This window comes from Cupriavidus sp. NPDC089707, from assembly GCF_044748965.1.
Lineage (GTDB): Bacteria > Pseudomonadota > Gammaproteobacteria > Burkholderiales > Burkholderiaceae > Cupriavidus.
The window spans coordinates 201119-221436 of record NZ_JBIVHB010000005.1; the positions used below are offsets into that span (position 1 = coordinate 201119).

At 66.7% G+C, this 20318-nt stretch carries 13 protein-coding genes; all 13 read left to right on the forward strand.

What is annotated here, in order from left to right:
• Positions 1-1012 (forward strand): F0F1 ATP synthase subunit alpha (gene atpA, locus ACIP1U_RS11000; RefSeq protein ID WP_400314650.1); only part of this gene is annotated, 1012 nt, incomplete at its 5' end.
• Positions 1013-1086: 74 nt separating this feature from the next.
• The gene (gene atpG / locus ACIP1U_RS11005; protein WP_400314652.1) at positions 1087-1962 is read left to right on the forward strand and encodes a F0F1 ATP synthase subunit gamma; all 876 of its coding nucleotides are present in this window, start codon (positions 1087-1089) and stop codon (positions 1960-1962) included.
• Positions 1963-1995: 33 nt separating this feature from the next.
• Positions 1996-3399, forward strand: a complete 1404-nt coding sequence (atpD, locus tag ACIP1U_RS11010) for a F0F1 ATP synthase subunit beta (protein ID WP_400314653.1) — start codon at positions 1996-1998, stop codon at positions 3397-3399.
• A 96-nt stretch (positions 3400-3495) separates the two neighbouring features.
• Positions 3496-3912, forward strand: coding sequence for a F0F1 ATP synthase subunit epsilon (locus ACIP1U_RS11015; RefSeq protein ID WP_400314654.1), 417 nt, complete (start codon positions 3496-3498; stop codon positions 3910-3912).
• Between the two features lie 758 nt (positions 3913-4670).
• On the forward strand, positions 4671-5111 hold the full coding sequence (locus ACIP1U_RS11020; RefSeq protein ID WP_400314655.1) for a CoA-binding protein: 441 nt from the start codon (positions 4671-4673) through the stop codon (positions 5109-5111).
• Positions 5112-5159: 48 nt separating this feature from the next.
• Complete coding sequence (locus tag ACIP1U_RS11025) at positions 5160-6110, forward strand: alpha/beta hydrolase (RefSeq protein WP_400314656.1); 951 nt, start codon at positions 5160-5162, stop codon at positions 6108-6110.
• Between the two features lie 98 nt (positions 6111-6208).
• A complete protein-coding gene (gene hemE / locus ACIP1U_RS11030; protein ID WP_400314657.1) occupies positions 6209-7300 on the forward strand; it encodes a uroporphyrinogen decarboxylase in 1092 nt (363 codons plus the stop codon).
• Positions 7301-7822: 522 nt separating this feature from the next.
• Positions 7823-10120: a primosomal protein N' gene (locus ACIP1U_RS11035; protein WP_400314658.1), complete on the forward strand. Its 2298-nt coding sequence runs from the start codon at positions 7823-7825 to the stop codon at positions 10118-10120.
• A 193-nt stretch (positions 10121-10313) separates the two neighbouring features.
• Positions 10314-14303, forward strand: a complete 3990-nt coding sequence (gene putA, locus ACIP1U_RS11040; protein WP_400314659.1) for a trifunctional transcriptional regulator/proline dehydrogenase/L-glutamate gamma-semialdehyde dehydrogenase — start codon at positions 10314-10316, stop codon at positions 14301-14303.
• 191 nt (positions 14304-14494) lie between these two features.
• Positions 14495-15646 (forward strand): branched-chain amino acid ABC transporter substrate-binding protein, encoded by a 1152-nt coding sequence (locus ACIP1U_RS11045; RefSeq protein ID WP_400314660.1) that lies wholly within the window; start codon positions 14495-14497, stop codon positions 15644-15646.
• 166 nt (positions 15647-15812) lie between these two features.
• A complete protein-coding gene (locus ACIP1U_RS11050) occupies positions 15813-17771 on the forward strand; it encodes a tetratricopeptide repeat protein (RefSeq protein WP_400314661.1) in 1959 nt (652 codons plus the stop codon).
• Positions 17772-17929: 158 nt separating this feature from the next.
• Positions 17930-19153, forward strand: a complete 1224-nt coding sequence (locus ACIP1U_RS11055) for a cation:proton antiporter (protein ID WP_400314662.1) — start codon at positions 17930-17932, stop codon at positions 19151-19153.
• Complete coding sequence (locus ACIP1U_RS11060; RefSeq protein ID WP_400314663.1) at positions 19153-20268, forward strand: YbdK family carboxylate-amine ligase; 1116 nt, start codon at positions 19153-19155, stop codon at positions 20266-20268. The genes ACIP1U_RS11055 and ACIP1U_RS11060 overlap by 1 nt, the downstream gene beginning before the upstream one ends.
• The last annotated feature ends 50 nt before the right edge of the window (positions 20269-20318 follow it).

Consider the following 20318-nt stretch of genomic DNA (forward strand, 5'->3'; position numbering starts at 1 on the left):
CGTCGCTGTCGACGCCATCATCAACCAGAAGGGCAAGGGCGTCTTCTGCGTGTACGTGGCAATCGGCCAGAAGGCTTCGACGATCGCCAACGTGGTGCGCAAGCTGGAAGAGCACGGCGCGATGGAATACACCGTCGTCGTGGCCGCCGCCGCTTCGGACTCGGCCGCCATGCAGTACCTGGCTGCCTACGCCGGCTGCACGATGGGCGAGTACTTCCGCGATCGCGGCGAAGACGCGCTGATCGTTTACGACGATCTGACCAAGCAAGCCTGGGCGTATCGCCAGGTGTCGCTGCTGCTGCGCCGCCCGCCGGGCCGTGAAGCCTACCCGGGCGACGTGTTCTACCTGCACTCGCGCCTGCTGGAGCGTGCTGCCCGCGTGAACGCCGAGTACGTCGAGAAGTTCACCAACGGCGCCGTCAAGGGCAAGACCGGTTCGCTGACCGCGCTGCCGGTGATCGAAACGCAGGCCGGCGACGTGTCCGCGTTCGTGCCGACCAACGTGATCTCGATCACGGACGGCCAGATCTTCCTGGAAACCGATCTGTTCAACGCCGGTATCCGCCCCGCCATCAACGCCGGTATCTCGGTGTCGCGCGTCGGTGGTGCTGCACAGACCAAGGTGGTGAAGAACCTGTCCGGCGGTATCCGTACCGACCTGGCCCAGTACCGTGAACTGGCTGCGTTCGCGCAGTTCGCCTCGGACCTGGACGATGCCACCCGCAAGCAGCTCGAGCGCGGCCGCCGCGTGACCGAACTGCTCAAGCAGCCGCAATACCAGCCGCTGCAAGTGTGGCAGCTGGCCGCGTCGCTGTTCGCCGCCAACAACGGCTTCCTCGACAACGTGGAAGTGAAGGACATTCTGCCGTTCGAGAAGGGCCTGCACGACCATCTGAAGACCAAGTACGCCGACCTCATCAACCGCATTGAAGAGACCAAGCAGCTCTCGAAGGAAGATGAGCCCGCCCTGCGTGCCGCTGTCGAGGATTTCAAGAAGTCCGCCGCGTTCTAACCGCGTGATTCCACGACACCGCCGCCGCGCCTGGCTCACGCCGGCGCGGCGATGGTTCGGATGGAGAGGAAGATATGGCCGGAACGAAAGAGATTCGAACCAAGATCAAGAGCGTGCAGAACACGCGCAAGATCACCAAGGCGATGGAGATGGTCGCCGCATCCAAGATGCGCAAGGCGCAGGAGCGGATGCGCCATGCCCGTCCCTACGCCGAGAAGGTGCGCAACATCGCGGCGCACCTGGCTACGGCCAACCCCGAGTTCAAGCACCCATTCATGCAGGAACGCGACGTCAAGCGCGTCGGCATGATCGTGGTCACGACCGACAAGGGGCTGTGCGGCGGCCTGAACACGAACGTGTTGCGCGCCGTGACCAACGAACTGAAGTCCCTGCAGGGCCGCGGCGTGGAAGTGCAAGCCACCGCCATCGGCACCAAGGGCATGCAGTTCCTGGGCCGTGTCGGCGCGAAGGTGATCTCGCACGTGGTGCACCTCGGTGACACCCCGCATCTGGAAAAGCTGATCGGCGCGATCAAGGTCCAGCTCGATGCCTTCACCAATGGTGAGGTCGACGCGGTGTACCTGGCGTACACCAAGTTCATCAATACGATGAAGCAGGAACCGATGGTTGAGCAGCTGCTGCCGCTCGCCGCCGACAAGCTGGTCCAAACCGAAGAAGAGAAGCGCGCCTACTCGTGGGATTACATCTACGAGCCCGACGCCCAGACCGTAGTGGAAGAGCTGCTCGTCCGCTACGTCGAGGCGCTGGTGTACCAGGCCGTGGCCGAGAACATGGCGTCCGAGCAATCGGCGCGCATGGTGGCCATGAAGGCTGCGTCCGACAACGCCAAGAACGTGATCGGCGAACTGCAACTGGTCTACAACAAGACCCGTCAGGCCGCGATCACCAAGGAACTGTCGGAAATCGTCAGCGGTGCAGCTGCGGTCTAAGGCGTCACGAATTCAAGCTATCGGAGATACGAAATGAGTATCGGAAATATTGTGCAGTGTATTGGCGCCGTGGTGGACATCGAGTTCCCCCGCGACGCAATGCCGAAGGTGTACGACGCGCTCGTGCTGCAAGACAGCGGCGAGGGCTCGTTCGCCGAGAAGGGCCTGACCTTCGAAGTCCAGCAACAGCTCGGTGACGGCGTGGTGCGTACCATTGCCCTGGGCTCGTCGGACGGTCTGCGCCGCGGCATGGCAGTGAAGGGCACCGGCGCCCCGATTTCGGTGCCGGTTGGCCACGGTACCCTGGGCCGTATCATGGACGTGCTGGGTCGCCCGATCGACGAAGCCGGCCCGATCGAATCGGACGAACTGCGTGCGATTCACCAGAAGGCACCGAAGTTCGACGAACTGTCGCCTTCCGTTGACCTGCTCGAAACCGGCATCAAGGTGATCGACCTGGTCTGCCCGTTCGCAAAGGGCGGCAAGGTGGGTCTGTTCGGTGGTGCTGGCGTGGGCAAGACCGTCAACATGATGGAGCTCATCAACAACATCGCCAAGCAGCACAGCGGTCTGTCGGTGTTTGCCGGCGTGGGCGAGCGTACCCGTGAAGGGAACGACTTCTACCACGAAATGAAGGACTCGAACGTGCTCGACAAGGTGGCCATGGTGTTCGGCCAGATGAACGAGCCGCCGGGCAACCGTCTGCGCGTGGCGCTGACCGGCCTGACCATGGCCGAGCGCTTCCGTGACGAAGGCCGTGACATCCTGTTCTTCGTGGACAACATCTACCGCTACACGCTGGCCGGTACCGAAGTGTCCGCACTGCTGGGCCGTATGCCTTCGGCCGTGGGCTACCAGCCGACGCTGGCTGAAGAAATGGGCAAGCTGCAGGAACGTATTACGTCGACCAAGACCGGCTCGATCACGTCGATCCAGGCCGTGTACGTGCCTGCGGATGACTTGACCGACCCGTCGCCTGCCACCACCTTCCTGCACCTGGACTCGACCGTGGTGCTGTCGCGTGACATCGCTGCGCTGGGTATCTACCCGGCAGTGGATCCGCTGGATTCGACCTCGCGCCAGCTGGACCCGCAGATCGTCGGTACGGAACACTACGAAGTGGCCCGCCGCGTGCAGCAGACCCTGCAGCGCTACAAGGAACTGCGCGACATCATCGCGATTCTGGGCATGGACGAACTGTCGCCGGAAGACAAGCTGGCAGTGAACCGCGCTCGGAAGATCCAGCGTTTCCTGTCGCAGCCGTTCCACGTGGCGGAAGTGTTCACGGGTTCGCCGGGCAAGTATGTGCCGCTGAAGGAAACCATCCGCGGCTTCAAGATGCTGGTCGACGGCGAGTGCGATCACCTGCCCGAGCAGGCGTTCTACATGGTCGGCTCGATCGACGAAGCCTTCGAGAAGGCCAAGAAGCTCCAGTAAGCCTTGTTTCAATGCCCCCGCGTTTGCGGGGGCGGCGGTGCATCGCGCCAAGCGGTGCAGCCGTCAGAAGCGAAGCGATTGGAGAAAGGATCAGATATGGCAACCATTCTTGTAGACGTCGTCAGCGCGGAAGCGTCGATCTTCTCCGGCCAGGCGAAGTTCGTTGCGCTGCCGGGCGAGTCGGGTGAGCTGGGCATCCTGCCGGGCCACACGCCGCTGATCACGCGCATCCAGCCGGGTGCGGTGCGCATCGAGAAGGAAGACGGCAGCGAAGAGTTCGTGTTCGTTGCCGGCGGCATTCTCGAAGTGCAGCCCAAGCTCGTCACCGTGCTGGCCGACACCGCAATCCGCGGTGGCGACCTGGACGAAGCCAAGGCCCAGGAAGCCAAGCGCGCGGCCGAAGAGCTGATGCAAAACCAAAGCAGCGATCTGGACCTGGCACGTGCCCAGAGCGAGCTCGCCGTGGCGGCTGCGCAGCTGGCTGCCATTGCCCGCCTGCGTCGTAAGAAGTAACTGCTTCGGTAGTGCTGTCGCGTTGTTGTTTTTTCGATGCGACATTTAAAAAAGGCAGCCGCAAGGCTGCCTTTTTTGTAGGCCCAGCGATATGCTTTCGCTTGCCTTGGACAAAAAAAAGCGCGCGGGCCGGGGAGGCTCCGCGCGGACGGGAAAATCCCTTCGAGGGGTCAATTCGAAGGAACGGGTTCGGTCCAGGTGACAATCAAAGCGCATCGGATACCTGATATCCGCTACAGGCTGCAAAGGCCACGCGCTAAACGGTCTTCCTGGTGCTCCGGTCCAGCGGCGTTTTTGCTGGATCGGAAAATCGGGTTGCTGCAAGAAACGCTACAAAAAGGCTTTCTTCACCACGCCCCTTTTAGGTCTGCACAGCAATCTTTGCTGGGGCGCCGCACCCAGACAGCGGGTGTGTCAATGCATTGTGGGGGAAACTCCCCGGCATGGCAGTAACAAAATGTATCGTTTTGCAAGAAGTTGAAAGTCTCTTGCACCGACATCCGCTGCGTTCACCACATTTCTTCGCGTTGACATCACGTTCGCCGCTGAAACGTGCCGATATCGTATCATTCACGGGTCGTTTTTCGTGTTCGCTCTCGCACTATGTCCATCCGGTGATTCGCGGTTACGATTCGACGCGTCCACCGCGCTGGACGGCCCCCGGCTGACGGAAGCGACACGGTTGTCCCCGGTTATCCAGTAGTTGTCCAGCCGTTATCCCAAGACTTGTCCAGTAGTTGTTCACAGCCGGAGGCGGAATGCACCCAGAGATGCAGCCAGCGATACAAGCCATGCTGGCGATGAAGACTGTGGCGGTGGTTGGCCTGTCCGACCGCCCCGAGCGCGCCAGCCATGAAGTGGCGGAATTCCTGCGGGGCCACGGCTTCCGTATCGTGCCGGTAAATCCACGCCACGCCGGCGAGCGCATCCTTGGCGAGACCTGTCACGCGAGTCTGCAACAAGCCTCCGAGGCGATGGCCGCCAGGGGAGCCCGTATTGAATGGGTCGACATCTTTCGCCGTGCCGAAGACACGCCCGGGGTGGTCAATGACGCCATCGCCATCGGTGCGCGCGGGGTCTGGCTGCAGCTTGGCATCGTCAATGACGAAGCCGTGCGCCGAGCCGCTGCGGCGGGACTGCTGGCGGTCCAGGACTGCTGCAGCAAGATTGAACTGACGCGCGCACTGGCGCCGCGCTGAGCCCCGCCAGCACTGACCCGTTTTCGTTTTTACAAGCCCTCGCCGACCATGGCCATCGATCCAGAACTGACTGCCTACTACCGCGGCCTGGCCGAGCGCTATGCCGGCGTGCCCGCGCCTGCAGACGCCGCCGCGCGCCGCGCCCGCTTCGCCGAGATCGTCGCGACTTCGCTGCTGCCGGACCCCGAGGGTATCACCGTGCAGGACCTGCAGATCCCGCTGCCGGGCCGCACGCTTGGCGCGCGGCTGTTCCGGCCACAGGCCGAAGCCCGGCCGCGGCTGATCGTGTACTTCCATGGGGGCGGCTGGGTCATCGGCTCGCCCCAGACCCACCATACTGTGGCGGCATTGCTCGCCGCGGATACCGGTTGCACGGTGGTCAGCGTCGACTACCGGCTGGCGCCCGAGCATCCATTCCCCGCGCCTTGCGACGACGCCGTGGAAGCGGTGGCGTGGCTGGCGGGCCAGCGGCAGGCGCTGGGCCTGGCACCAGACTTCCTGGCGCTGGCCGGCGACAGCGCAGGTGGCCACCTGGCAGCGCAGGCAGCACAGCAGCTCAACGGCGGCAATGCGGTGCGGGTCGACGCCCAACTGCTGATCTACCCGGTCACGGCGCCGGTACTGGCCACGGAAAGCTACCGAGCCTTTGCCGATGGCCCTGGGCTGACGCGCGACGAAATGGCCTGGTTCTGGACTCAGTTCATCGGCGCCGAGGCCCTCGCGCAAGGCGCGGCGCATGTCGACCCGCGCGTGCACCTGATGGCCGCAGCACCGGTTCGGCCGCCCGCGACCGTGATCGTGGTCGCGGCCCACGACGTGCTGCGCGACGATGGGCTGGCCTATGCCGACTACCTGGTGCGCCACGACGCACCGGTGATTACCATCGAGGCCAGCGGCATGGCCCACGGCTTCGCGCGGCTGCAGCCTGAAGCCCGGCGTGCGCGCGAATGGATGCGGCGTGCCGCCGGAGCCTTCCGCGACCTGCTCGACGACGCCTGAGCCGTAGCCACGGCGCGTCGGGCGCGCACCCGGAGCACACCCTGAAGCGCCGGTGCGCGCCGCCCATCCCTTAGAATAGCGGTCTTACGAGGATGACCATGACCGCACTGCAGAACGATACCTTCCTGCGCGCGCTGCGCCGCCAGCCCACCGAATACACGCCGCTGTGGCTGATGCGCCAGGCAGGCCGCTACCTGCCCGAGTACAACGCCACGCGCGCGCGCGCCGGCAGCTTCCTCGGGCTGGCCAAGAACCCGGCTTACGCCACCGAGGTGACACTGCAGCCGCTGGACCGCTATCCGCTGGACGCGGCCATCCTGTTCTCCGATATCCTGACCGTTCCCGACGCCATGGGCCTCGGCCTGTCGTTCGCCCAGGGCGAAGGCCCGCGCTTCGCGCATCCGCTGCGCACTGAAGCCGACGTGCAGAAACTGGCCGTGCCCGACATGTCTTCGCTGCAGTACGTGTTCGACGCAGTCAGCGAGATCCGCCGGGCGCTGGTGCAGGACGGCCGCCAGCGCGTGCCGCTGATCGGCTTCTCGGGCAGCCCGTGGACGCTGGCGTGCTACATGGTCGAAGGCGGCGGCTCGGACGACTTCCGTACGGTCAAGGCGATGATGTATGCCCGCCCGGACCTGATGCACCGCATTCTGGAAATCAACGCGCAGGCCGTATCGGCATACCTGAACGCCCAGATCGAGGCGGGCGCGCAGGCCATAATGATCTTCGACACCTGGGGCGGCGCGCTCGCCGACGGCATGTACCAGACGTTCTCGCTGGCCTATATGCGCCGCGTGCTTGCCGGACTGAAGCGCGAGCACGCTGGCGAGCAGGTGCCGGCGATCGTCTTTACCAAGGGCGGCGGACTGTGGCTCGAGGCGCTGGCCGATACCGGCGCCGACGCGATCGGGCTGGACTGGACTGTCAACCTGGCCGCGGCGCGCCACCGTACCGGCGGGCGGGTGGCTTTGCAGGGCAATATCGACCCCACCGTGCTGTTCGCGCCCGAGGCGGCGATCCGCGAGCAGGTGCGCGGTGTGCTGGACAGCTACGCGGCGGGCGGCGGCAGCGACGGCCATGTGTTCAACCTTGGCCACGGCATCTCGCAGTTCACCCCGCCCGAGCATGTCACCGTGCTGGTCGACGAAGTGCACGCCTACAGCCGCAAGCTGCGCACCGCGCAGAAGTGACCCGGGCGATATGCGTCGCTGCGGCCGGGCTCGCCGCGCCCCGCGCTGCAGCGAAACGCGGCGGCGCGTACCCGGTGATGCGGGAGCCGCGCCGCTCACGCCTGTCAAGTTAACTTTTTTGCCAGCATTCGCCAAAAAGGTGCCCGGAGTTGATTGTCGGGGCTTGACTTATGCACACCGATAGGTTTGCCGCAGTGCAAGAGAGGGTAACGCCTTAACCTATACGGGGGATGTTTGCAAGGTCTTGATTTTTAAGGATTTGGAAGATTTGCAAAGCGCGGGCCGATGCCAGTGGAATCCTTGATTTCCGGGCCTTCCGGGCGCTCCCGAGCGACTTTTCAACAAAGTTATCCACAGGGGCGTTGGAATTAGTGGAAAACCAGTCATCTATCATCGACTTAGGGCCACATTTCAAGTTTTACTTTAAGTTGATGTTGCGCTGCACACAAAACCGCCCGCTCCCGCCGTGCTGCCGCCCCGTGCACAGCCATTGCGCAATTGGCATGCACCAGGTCAGGTCCGATGGCGGACGATAGCAGCGCCGCGACCATATCGAGTGGCGGCCCGGCCATCGCGCTGCCGATCGTCCGTGTGGCCCTGGATACACCCGCTGACGATTGCTTCGACTACCTGGCGATGCCCGAGGTAGCGCCCGGCGACCTGGTCGTGGTGCCATTTGGCCGCCGCAACCTGGTCGGCATGGCTGTGGAGCGCGCTGTCACTTCCAATGTGCCGCCCGACCGACTGCGCCCGGTGGCACAGCGCCTGGACTGGATGCCGCCGCTGCCGCCCGACTGGATCGCGCTGGCCGCATTTGCCGCGCGCTACTACCAGCGCCGCCTGGGCGAAGTCATGCTGCCGGCGCTCCCGCCGGCGTTGCGCGAAGCCGAAAGTTGGCCGGGCTTGGCGCAGCGTGCCCGCACCGACGAATACCGCCTGTTGCCTGCGCATGTGGAAAACTTGCTGGCCGCTGTGCCGCCGCGTGCCCGCAGCGTGCGGGCGCTGGCACAGGCGCTCGCCGAACGCGTGGCCGCCGGCACGCCACTGGCGCTGGCCGATGCGCGCGCGCTGTGCGCTGCGGCACCGGCTCGGCTGGCCGAATGGCAGGCTGCCGGCTGGGTCGAAGCCGATCGCATCGCCCGGCCGCTGCTGCCAACCGCCCCAATGCAAGCGCCGTCCGCGGCCCCCGCTTTGCACGACGAGCAGCGCGCCGCGGTGCAGGCGATCGCCGAAGCGCAGGGTTTCGCTTCGTTCCTGCTGCACGGCGTCACCGGCAGCGGCAAGACCGAGGTCTACCTGCACGCCATGCAGGCCGTGCTGGAGCGCGATCCGCACGCCCAGGTGCTGATGCTGGTCCCCGAAATCAACCTGACGCCGCAGTTGCAGACGCGCATCGCCGCGCGTTTCCCGCACCTGCCGCTGGCGGTGCTGCACAGCGGCCTGGCCGACCAGGAGCGCAGCCTGCAGTGGCTGGCAGCGCACTGCGGCGAGGCCCGTATCGTGCTGGGCACGCGCATGGCCGTGATGGCGTCGTTGCCGGCGCTGGCACTGATCGTGATCGACGAAGAGCACGATACCTCCTACAAGCAGCAGGAAGGGCTGCGCTACTCGGCGCGCGATCTGGCGGTGTGGCGCGCCAAGCAGCGAGGCATTGCGGTCGTGCTCGGTTCGGCCACGCCCTCGATGGAAACCTGGTGGCGGGCAGGGCAGGGCACTTACCGCAAGCTGGTGCTGCGCGAGCGCGCCCAGGCCGATGCCGCGCTGCCAGTGGTCCGGCTGGTCGACCTGAACCATGAGCGGCAGCGCCAGCGCGCGTTGTTCGAGGGGTTGTCGGTGCCGCTGCTGGAAGCCATCGACGCCCGGCTGGCGCGCGGCGAACAGAGCCTGCTGTTCCTGAACCGGCGCGGCTACGCGCCGGTGATTGCCTGTGACAGCTGCGGCTGGCTGTCCAACTGTCCGCGCTGCTCGGCGTATTTGGTGCTGCACCGGCCGGAGCGGCGCCTGCGCTGCCACCACTGCGGACTGGAGGCCCCGGTGCCGCACCACTGCCCGGACTGCGGCAATGTCGATATTGCGCCGCTTGGTCGCGGTACCCAGCGCATCGAGGAAGCGCTGGCGTCGCGTTTCCCGCAGGCCCGCATCGCCCGTATCGACGCCGATTCCACCCGGCGCAAGGGCAGCGCGCAGGCGATGTTCGACGAAGTCCACGCCGGCGAAGTCGACATCCTGGTGGGCACCCAGATGGTCGCCAAGGGTCATGACTTCCAGCGCGTAACGCTGGTCGGGATCGTGCATCCGGACGCCGCCATGTTCAGCCACGATTTCCGCGCCGCCGAGCACCTGTTCGCGTCGCTGATGCAAGTGGCGGGGCGCGCCGGGCGCGCCGGGCTACCGGGCGAGGTGCTGATCCAGACCCGCTATCCGGACACCCCGGCATTGCAGGCGCTGACGCGCCATGACTATGATGGATTCGCGGCCAGCCAGTTGCGAGAGCGGCGCCAGGCCGGGTTACCCCCGTTCTGCTTCCAGGTGCTGGTCACCGCGGAGCACGGCGAGTTGGAGCGGGCCCTGCAGTTCCTGCAGGCAGCGCGGCGGCACGCCGACTCCTGCCAGTTGGCGGCCGAGGTGCAACTGCACGACCCGGTGCCGATGTCGATGGTGCGCATCGCCAACCGCGAGCGCGCCCAGATGCTGGTCGAGGCGACCTCAAGGCCCGCGCTGCAACGGTTCGTGGCTGAGTGGGTACAGACTTTCGCGGAGGCAGGGAGGGAGGCGAAAGGGGTGCGCTGGCAGCTGGAAATTGATCCGCTCCGGATATGAGCCCGGTGCGGCGGGCGGTATGAGTGCAACCCACTTATCAGGGTTAACGTTAGGGTTGCACTAGGTTGCACCTTTAGGTTTTTCGGGAGTAAGATCGCGCCAGCTCAAAGGCTGCGGCCGGTCGTGCGTCCGTGCCTTGTGGCATCGGCGCGGTATTACCGGCGGCGCCCCAGTTTTTCGGAGAACTGCCCGCATGGCCACCACCACTCTCGGCGTCAAGCTCGACGACGCCTCGCGCGATCGCCTCAAGCGTGTCGCCCAATCCATTGACCGCACGCCGCACTGGCTGATCAAGCAGGCCATCTTCACTTACCTGGAGCAAGTCGAGCGCGGGCACCTGCCGCACGAGACCAGCGCCGCCGGTTCGGCCGACGCCGATGGTGCCGACGCCTCCGACCTGGTCCCGGCCGACGGCGCGCCGCAGCCGTTCCTGGAATTCGCGCAAAGCATCCAGCCGCAATCGGTGCTGCGCGCCGCCATCACCTCCGCCTACCGCCGTCCCGAGACCGACTGCGTGCCGGTGCTGCTGGAACAGGCGCGCCTGCCGCAGCAGCAGGCCGAAGCCGCCATCAAGATGGCCAAGACGCTGGCCACGCGGCTGCGCGAGCAGAAGGTCGGCACTGGCCGCGAAGGCCTGGTGCAGGGCCTGATCCAGGAATTCTCGCTGTCGTCGCAGGAAGGCGTGGCGCTGATGTGCCTGGCCGAGGCGCTGCTGCGCATTCCCGACAAGGCCACCCGCGACGCGCTGATCCGCGACAAGATCAGCGGCGCCAACTGGCAGTCGCACCTGGGCCAGAGCCCGTCGCTGTTCGTCAACGCCGCCACCTGGGGCCTGCTGCTGACCGGCAAGCTGGTCGCCACGCATACCGAATCGGGCCTGACCAAGGCGCTGACGCGCATCATCGGCAAGGGCGGCGAGCCGCTGATCCGCAAGGGCGTGGACATGGCGATGCGCCTGATGGGCGAGCAGTTCGTCACCGGCGAGACCATTTCCGAGGCGCTTGCCAACGCGCGCAAGTACGAGGCACAGGGCTTCCGCTATTCCTACGACATGCTGGGCGAAGCGGCCATGACCGAGGCCGATGCCGTGCGCTACCTGGCTTCATACGAGCAGGCCATCCACGCCATCGGCCAGGCCTCGCGCGGCCGCGGTATCTATGAGGGCCCGGGCATTTCGATCAAGCTGTCGGCGCTGCATCCTCGCTACAGCCGTGCGCAGCATGAGCGTGTGATCGGCGAACTGTACGAGCGCCTGAAGTCGCTGACGCTGCTGGCGCGCCAGTACGACATCGGCATCAATATCGATGCCGAGGAAGCCGACCGGCTGGAGATTTCGCTCGACCTGCTCGAACGCCTGTGCTTCGAGCCCGAGCTGGCCGGCTGGAACGGTATCGGCTTCGTGGTGCAGGGCTACCAGAAGCGCTGCCCGTTCGTGATCGACTACCTGATCGACCTGGCCCGCCGCAGCCGCCACCGCCTGATGATCCGCCTGGTCAAGGGCGCCTACTGGGACAGCGAGATCAAGCGTGGCCAGGTGGAAGGGCTGGAGGGCTATCCGGTCTACACGCGCAAGGTCTACACCGATGTGTCGTACGTCGCTTGCGCGCGCAAGCTGCTGTCGGTGCCGGACGCGATTTATCCACAGTTCGCGACGCACAACGCGCATACGCTGTCCGCTATCTACCAGATCGCCGGCCACAGCTACTACCCCGGCCAGTACGAGTTCCAGTGCCTGCACGGCATGGGCGAGCCGCTCTACGACCAGGTGGTTGGCCCGACCGCCGACGGCAAGTTCAACCGGCCGTGCCGCATCTACGCGCCGGTCGGCACGCATGAAACGCTGCTGGCCTACCTGGTGCGCCGCCTGCTGGAAAACGGCGCCAACACCTCGTTCGTGAACCGCATCGCCGACGACACCATCTCGCTGGACGAACTGGTCGCCGACCCGGTCGCCGTGGTCGAGGCCATGCATCGCGACGAAGGCACGCTGGGCCTGCCGCATCCGCGCATTCCGTCGCCGCGCACGCTATATGGCAAGAGCCGTCCCAACTCGGCCGGCATCGACCTGGCCAACGAACACCGCCTGGCGTCGCTGTCGTCGGCCTTGCTGGCGGGCGCCAGCGAGCGCCAGGTCGCCGAGCCGATGCTGGGCGCCGCGCTGGTCGCTGATTCGCCGCGCGCTGCCGACGCCATCACCACGCCCGTGCTGAACCCCGCCGACCACCGCGACGTGGTCGGCCAGGTCACGGAAGCCAGCCAGGCCGACGTCGACGCCGCGCTGCAGGCCGCCGTCAACGCCGCGCCGATCTGGCAGGCCACGCCGCCGGACGTGCGCGCCGCCGCGCTGGAGCGCGCCGCGGACCTGATGGAAGCCCAGATGCAGTCGCTGATGGGCATCATCATGCGCGAGGCCGGCAAGACCTTCTCCAACGCCATTGCCGAAGTGCGCGAGGCGGTGGACTTCCTGCGCTACTACGCCGCCGAAGTTCGCCGCGGCTTCGACAACGAGACCCACCGGCCGCTGGGCCCGGTGGTCTGCATCAGCCCGTGGAACTTCCCGCTGGCGATCTTCACCGGCCAGGTGGCCGCGGCGCTGGCCGCCGGCAACCCGGTGCTGGCCAAGCCCGCCGAGCAGACGCCGCTGATCGCCGCCGCAGCGGTGAAGCTGCTGCGCGAAGCCGGCGTGCCGGCCGGCGCGGTACAACTGCTGCCGGGCCGCGGCGAGACCGTCGGTGCCGCGTTGGTGGGAGATGCCCGCGTCAAGGGCGTGATGTTCACCGGCTCGACCGAGGTCGCGCGCATCCTGCAGCGTAACGTCGCCGGGCGTCTGGACGCCGCCGGCCGCCCGATCCCGCTGATCGCCGAGACCGGCGGCCAGAACGCGATGATCGTCGACTCCTCGGCGCTGGCCGAGCAAGTGGTCGGCGACGTGGTCAACTCCGCCTTCGACTCGGCCGGCCAGCGCTGCTCGGCGCTGCGCGTGCTATGCCTGCAGGAGGACGTGGCCGACCGCGTGCTGGAGATGCTCAAGGGCGCGATGCAGGAACTGACCATGGCCAACCCGGATCGCCTGTCGACCGACGTCGGCCCGGTGATCGACGAAGAGGCGCGCGCCAACATCGTGCGCCATATCGACGCCATGCGTGCCAAGGGCCGTCGCGTCCACCAGGCCGATCCCAACGCCGCGCAGGGCGCCAGCTGCCGCAATGGCACCTTCGTGCCGCCGACGCTGATCGAGCTGGACAGCATCGAGGAACTGAAGCGCGAGGTGTTCGGCCCGGTGCTGCACGTGGTGCGCTTCCCGCGCGCGGCGCTCGACACCATGGTCAGCCAGATCAACGGCACCAACTACGGCCTGACGCTGGGCATCCATACCCGTATCGACGAGACCATCTCGTTCATTGTCAGCCGCGCCCATGTGGGCAACCTGTACGTGAACCGCAATATCGTCGGTGCCGTGGTCGGCGTGCAGCCGTTCGGCGGCGAGGCGCTGTCGGGCACCGGTCCCAAGGCGGGCGGCCCGCTGTACCTGCACCGGCTGCTGTCGGTGTGTCCGCAGGACGCGGTGGCACACAGCGTGCGCGCGGCCGACGTGACAAACCATGCCGAGCCGGTCGGCGCGGACGATGAAGCCGCGCGCGCCGCCGAGGCCTTCCGCAACTGGGCCGCCACCGAGTTGCCCGCGGTCGCCGACGCCTGCGCGCGATTTGCCGCGGCATCGCCGTCGGGCCTGGCGGTGACGCTGGCCGGTCCCACCGGCGAGCGCAACACCTACACGCTGCTGCCACGCGGACGCGTGCTGTGCCTGGCCGCGCAGGAAGCCGACCTGGCGCTGCAGCTGGGTGCCGTGCTGACCGTCGGCGCGCACGCCGTGTGGCCGGAAAACCCTGTTGCGCGGGGGCTGTTTGCACGGCTGCCTAAGGGCGTACAATCGCGCGTCCGCATGGTGGCTGACTGGACCGCCGAGGACATCGCCATCGATGCGGTGCTGCACCACGGCGACTCCGACCAGCTGCGCACGGTGTGCGAACAGGTGGCGGCGCGCCCGGGGCCGATCATCGGCGTGCAGGGCCTGGCGCAAGGCGAACCGACCGTCGCGCTCGACCGCCTGCTGATCGAGCGCTCGCTGTCGGTCAACACCGCGGCCGCGGGCGGCAATGCAAGTTTGATGACGATCGGCTGAGGCATTCTCGGACGCGCGTCTTGTCGAAGCGCGCGGCGGCGGCAGCGATCCTGCCCCGCCGCGTATACCAAGGAGGGCGCGGCACTGCCAGGCCGCGCCTGGAAAAATACGCCGCTCATGGCGCCATACCGGCAACACCGCGGCACCACCGCGGCACCAGAGCGGCACCAATTGGGACCCAAGGAGATCTGATGAGCTCGACATTCCACAAGACGGCAATGACCGTTGCCCTGACCCTGGCCGGCCTGACCGGCGCCTCCGCCGCGTTCGCGCAGGCACAGGAAATCAAGCTGGGCTACGCCGGCCCGATGACCGGCGGCCAGGCCCAGTATGGCAAGGACATGCAGAACGGCATCGTCCTCGCGATCGAGGACATGAATGCCACCAAGCCCAAGATCGGCGGCAAGGAAGTCAAGTTCGTGCTGGTCTCCGAAGACGACCAGGCCGACCCCAAGACCGGCTCGGTAGTCGCGCAGAAGCTGGTCGACAACGGCATCCAGGGCATGCTGGGCCACTTCAACTCGGGCACCACCATCCCGGCGTCGATGGTCTACAGCCGCGCCGGCATTCCGCAGATCGCCATGGCGACCGCGCCGGAATACACCAAGCAGGGTTTCAAGACCACCTTCCGCATGATGACCTCCGACACCCAGCAGGGTTCGGTGATCGGTGCCTTCGTGGTGAAGAAGCTGGGCGCGAAGAACATCGCCATCGTCGATGACCGCACCGCCTACGGCCAGGGCCTGGCCGACGAGTTCGAGAAGGCCGCCAAGGCGGCCGGCGGCAAGGTCGTGCGCCGCGAGTTCACCAACGACAAGGCGGTGGACTTCAAGGCCGTGCTGACCAACATCAAGCGCAGCAACCCGGACATCATCTTCTACGGCGGCGCCGAGACCCAGTCCGCGCCGATGGCCAAGCAGGTCAAGGAGCTGGGCATCAAGGCCCCGCTGGTGTCGGGCGAGATGTCCAAGACCGACAACTTCCTGAAGCTGGCCGGTCCCGCCGCCGAAGGCACCGTCGTGTCGCTGGCCGGCCTGCCGCTGGACCAGATGCCGGGCGGCGCCGCCTACGAGAAGAAGTACGAGAAGCGCTTCGGCTCCAAGGTGCAGACCTACTCGCCGTATTCGTATGACGGCGCCACCGCGATGATGACCGCGATGGTCAAGGCCGGTTCGGCCGATCCGGCGCGCTACCTGCCGGTGCTGGCCGCGACCAGCATGCAGGGCGTGACCACCAAGACGCTGGCCTATGACGGCCGCGGCGACCTGAAGGACGGCGGCATCACCGTCTACAAGGTGGTGGGCGGCAAGTGGACCGTGCTGGAAACGGTTGGCGGCAAGTAAGCAGTCATTGCCCGCCGGCAAGACGCCACCCTCGGGTGGCGTTTTGTTTTCGTTTTGTGCAAGAGCTTAAGAAAGCGGCTGCCGCGCCGATGGTTGTCCGAATGCGGATCGCCCTCATGGCGCATAATCCCGCACTCGCTTATCAAAAATGCAGAAGGAGCAGTACGTGTCCGTGCAGGAAGTCAGCTACGACCACGCCATCGAGCTTGCCAACCGGGGCCGCTTTGCCGAAGCCCTGCAGATTGCCGACCAGCTTGCGCAGGCCCGGCCCGAGGTGGTCGATTTCGTCACGCTGCGCGCGCGGCTGCACTTCGACAACGGCGATGCGGCCGCGGCGCTTGCCGTGCTGGACGAGGCGCTCGCGCGCCTGGACAGCCTGCCGCTGCAGCCGCCGCACCGCTGGGCCTCGCGCGGCGTGATCGCGCACCGCTACGGCGCCATGCTGATGAGCCTGGGCCGCGACGCCGAGGCGCGCCCGTGGCTGCATGAGGCCGCGCAGCGCAGCGGCCTGCTGTCGGGCGAATGGCCGGCGCATTTCCATGCCGGGCTGGCCGCGCTGCGCATGAACGACATGGCCGCAGCGGCACGCTACTGGCACGATTTGATGTTCCGCAATCCCGACCTGGGCGCCGAGGACATCGCGCCGCTGGTGCGCGACTACATTGCCCGTGCCGAGGCCGCCGGCGCGCCGGTGGAGCCGCTGATGCGCGTCTGCCTGGGGCGCGTGGCGCTGGATAACCCGCACCTGCTGCAGCTCGATGCCGGTGCCGGCGACGCGCTCGCCGCCGACCAGGCCGCCCGCGTGCTGGCCGAACATCCCGACCATCCCGAGGCGCGCCGGCTGCGCGCGCCGCTGCGCTGGGGCGTGGGCGACACGCAGGGCGCGCTCGACGACCTGGCGGTCTACCTGCGCCAGGTGCCTGACCCGCAGGCACAGGTACGCGAACTGGCCTGGCGCCATCAACTGGCCAAGGCCGGCGCGCAGGATGCCGAACGCGAGCCCTGGCAGCGCTTTGCCATCACCGACAAGTCCGACGATGGCGCCGCGTACTACCGGGCCGCAATGGCACTGGGCGAGTTCATCGACGAAGTCCCCGCCGCCGAGGCGGCGCTGCGCCTCACGCTGGTGGCCGCTTGCCGCCACGGCGTGAGGTGCTACGACCAGTATTTCGCCACGGGCCAGGGCGATGCCGCCGGGCACGGCGGCAATGCCGATCCGCACGTGTATTCGTTGTTGTGCCGCCTGCTGGCGCGCAGCCTGCCCGCCGATGCCGCGCACCTGGAAGAACGCATCGCGCTGCATCGCCAGGGCATGGCCGCCAGCGAGTTCATCGACCACTGGATCGACCTGCTCGATTGCCATGCCGGCGCGGGCCAGCACGGCAAGGTGGTCGAGCTGGCCGGCGAAGTGCTCAACCGCTATCCGCTCGAGCGCAACCCGGCCGACGTCACCTGGGCCTTTAGCCGCCTGATCGCGGCATGGAAGGCCATGGGCGGCGCCGAACCGGCCGAGGCCGCGCGCGCCGCGATGGCGCACATGGACGCCCGCCTGGATGCGCTGCCGGTCGAGGCACGCAGCGAGGCCGCGCACCCGATGGCGCACGCGCGCGCGCATTTTTCCGCGCTGCTGCAGGCGCAGATGGCGCGCATGGACGAGCATGACCGTGCCGACGCCCTCGCCGAGATCGAGGCCCAGCAGCGCCGCGCACTGCTGGTCGAGGATGCCTGGCTGTACAACCGCTTCGGCCTGCTGTGGCGCGAACTGGGCGACACGGAGCGCGCGCTGCCGATGTTCGAGCAAGCGGTCGCACTGACCGAAGGCGATCCCGAGGACCAGGCCGGGCCGCGCGTGCAGCGCGGACTGGTCCATAACGCCGCGCGGCGCCACGAAGCGGCCATGGCGGACTTTGCCGCGGCCTTTGCGGTGCGTGACGACTGGGATGCCGAAGTATGCCTGCGTGTGGTGGAGTCGGCGCTCGGGCTGCAACAGCGTGAGACCGCGCTGGCTTACTTCGACAAGGCACGGGACCGCGGCGGCGCGCAGGGCGCCACGCGCACTTTGTACGCGCAGGTGGAGACGGCGCTGAAGTCCACGCGCCCCCGCTGGAAAGTCTGGGGCGTCTGAAGCGCCGCACCGGATCCGGCGGCCTCAGGTTCCGCGCAAAATGTAAAAAACGCCATCCCGAAGATGGCGTTTTTTGCGTGAATTTGACCGAAGTTCCTTGCTCGTTTGGTGCGGTGTCGGACAATCACTGACATGGATTGTGAAGTGCTTACATTACCATGTCGACCATGAACGGACTGAGCCAACTATTTCCAACACTCCCCCTCGCCCCAGGCGGCCTGTTCTGGGTCGGCCTGGCGCTGGTAGGCGCCGGCCTCGCGGGGGAGGTGAGCCGCCGCTGGCTGCGCTGCCCGCGCATCGTGGGCTACGCCGTCGCGGGGCTGTTCGCCGGCATGCTGGGCCGCGGCATCGTCGACGAGAACATGATCAACCAGACCCGTATCCTGATCGATATGGCGCTGGCACTGGCCCTGTTCGAACTCGGGCACCGGTTGTCGCTGACCTGGCTGCGTGCCAACCGCTGGCTGCTGCTGACCAGCGCCTTCGAAAGCCTGCTGACCTGGGGCCTGGTCGCGGCGGTGCTGCAATGGATCGGCGCCTCGCCCGGCGTGGCCATCCTGGCGGGCGGCATTGCCGTCAGCACCTCGCCCACCATCGTGCTGCAGCTCAAGAACGAACTGCGCGCAGAGGGCCAGGTCACCGAGCGGCTGATGGCGATGGCAGCGCTGAACAGCATCTATGCCGCCGCGATCGTGCAGCTGACCACCGGCTGGCTGCATTCCGAATACGGCAACCTGGGCGCCGCGCTGCTGCACCCGCTCTACCTGCTGGTGGGTTCGTGCCTGCTGGCATGGGTGGTGGGCAAGGTCGGCCACGTGATCTATGAGCGCATGTCGGCCGATGACCATTACAGCTTCCTGGTGCTGGTCGGGCTGGTGCTGTTCACGCTGGCGCTGACCCGGGTACTAAAATTGTCGATGCCACTGACGCTGCTGCTGGCCGGCGTGGTGTTCAAGCACCAGGACAGCCAGCCGCATGTCTGGCCGCCGCATTTCGGCAGCGCCGGCAGCCTGCTGATCATCGTCATGGTGGTGTCGCTGGGCCTGCCGCTGACCGCGCATGACTGGGCCGTGGGTGGCGTCTACGCCATCGTGCTGGTGCTGCTGCGCCACCTAGCCAAGTTTGCCGGCGTGGTGTCGCTGGGATCGTTCTCGGGCCTGAGCATGCGCCAGTGCATGGCGCTGGGGGTGGCGCTGGCGCCGATGTCGGGGCTGGCCTACCTGCTGATGAGCGACGTCGCGCGCATCTACCCCGGCACCGGACAGCCGCTGGCCGCCATCATCCTGTGCGCGCTGGCGATCGAACAACTGCTCGGCCCGGTGTTGGCAGCGTGGGCGCTGCGCTTCGCCGGCGAATCCCGGGCCAATGGAGGAGGGCGCTGATGTCGCTCGAATCGTTCAAGCAATCCGAGGCGCTCACCTTCGGCGTGGAGCTGGAGCTGCAGCTGGTCAACCGCCACGACTATGACCTGGCGCCGTTCGCGCCCGACCTGCTGCGCGCCCTCAAGGGCGCCGAGCATGCGGGTGACATCAAGCCGGAGATCAGCCCGTCGATGATCGAGATCAGCACGGGCATCTGCCACAGCTACCAGCAGGCGCTGGACGAGCTGACCACCATGCGCGATCTGATGGTGGCGGCCTCGCACTCGCTCAACCTGGGCATTTCCGGCGGTGGCACGCATCCGTTCATGCAATGGTCCGACCGCACCATCTCGGACTCGCCGCGCTACCAGTACATCTCCGAGCTGTACGGCTACCTGGCCAAGCAGTTCACCGTGTTCGGCCAGCACGTGCATATCGGCTGCCCGACAGCGGACGAGTCACTGTTCCTGTTGCACGCCATCGGCCGCTACGTGCCGCACTTCGTTGCGCTGGCGGCGTCGTCGCCGTATGTACAGGGTGTCGACACCGGCTTTGCCTCGGCGCGCCTGAATTCGGTTGCGGCGTTCCCGATGAGCGGGCGCGCGCCCTTCCTGCTGACGTGGGATGCCTTCACCGCGTACTTCGAGAAGATGCGCAACACCGGCGTCATCGAGAGCATGAAGGACTTCTACTGGGATATCCGTCCCAAGCCAGAATTTGGCACCATTGAGGTCCGCGTGATGGACACGCCGCTGACGGTGCAGCGCGCCTGCGATATCGCTGCCTATATCCAGATGCTGGCGCGCTACCTGCTGCTGTCGCGCCCGTTCATGCCGCAGGAAGACGATTACCTGGTGTACACCTTCAACCGCTTCCAGGCGTGCCGCTTCGGGCTGGATGGCGAATACGTGCATCCCAACGAGCTGACGCGCATGCCGATCACCGACCACATCCTGTCGATCTGCGATGCGCTGGTGCCGCATGCCGAGGCGCTCGATTCGCTGCCGGCACTGGCCAATATCCGCGCGCTGGCGGAGCGCCGCGACGGCGATGCGGAATGGCTGCGCCAGACCGATGCCGACGCGCGCAGCCAGCGCGAGACCGTGCGCAAGGCGTGCGAGCGCTGGGCGGCGTAACTCCGCCATCCGCTCACTTCACGCTGTAGCCGCGCCCCTGCATGCAGGCG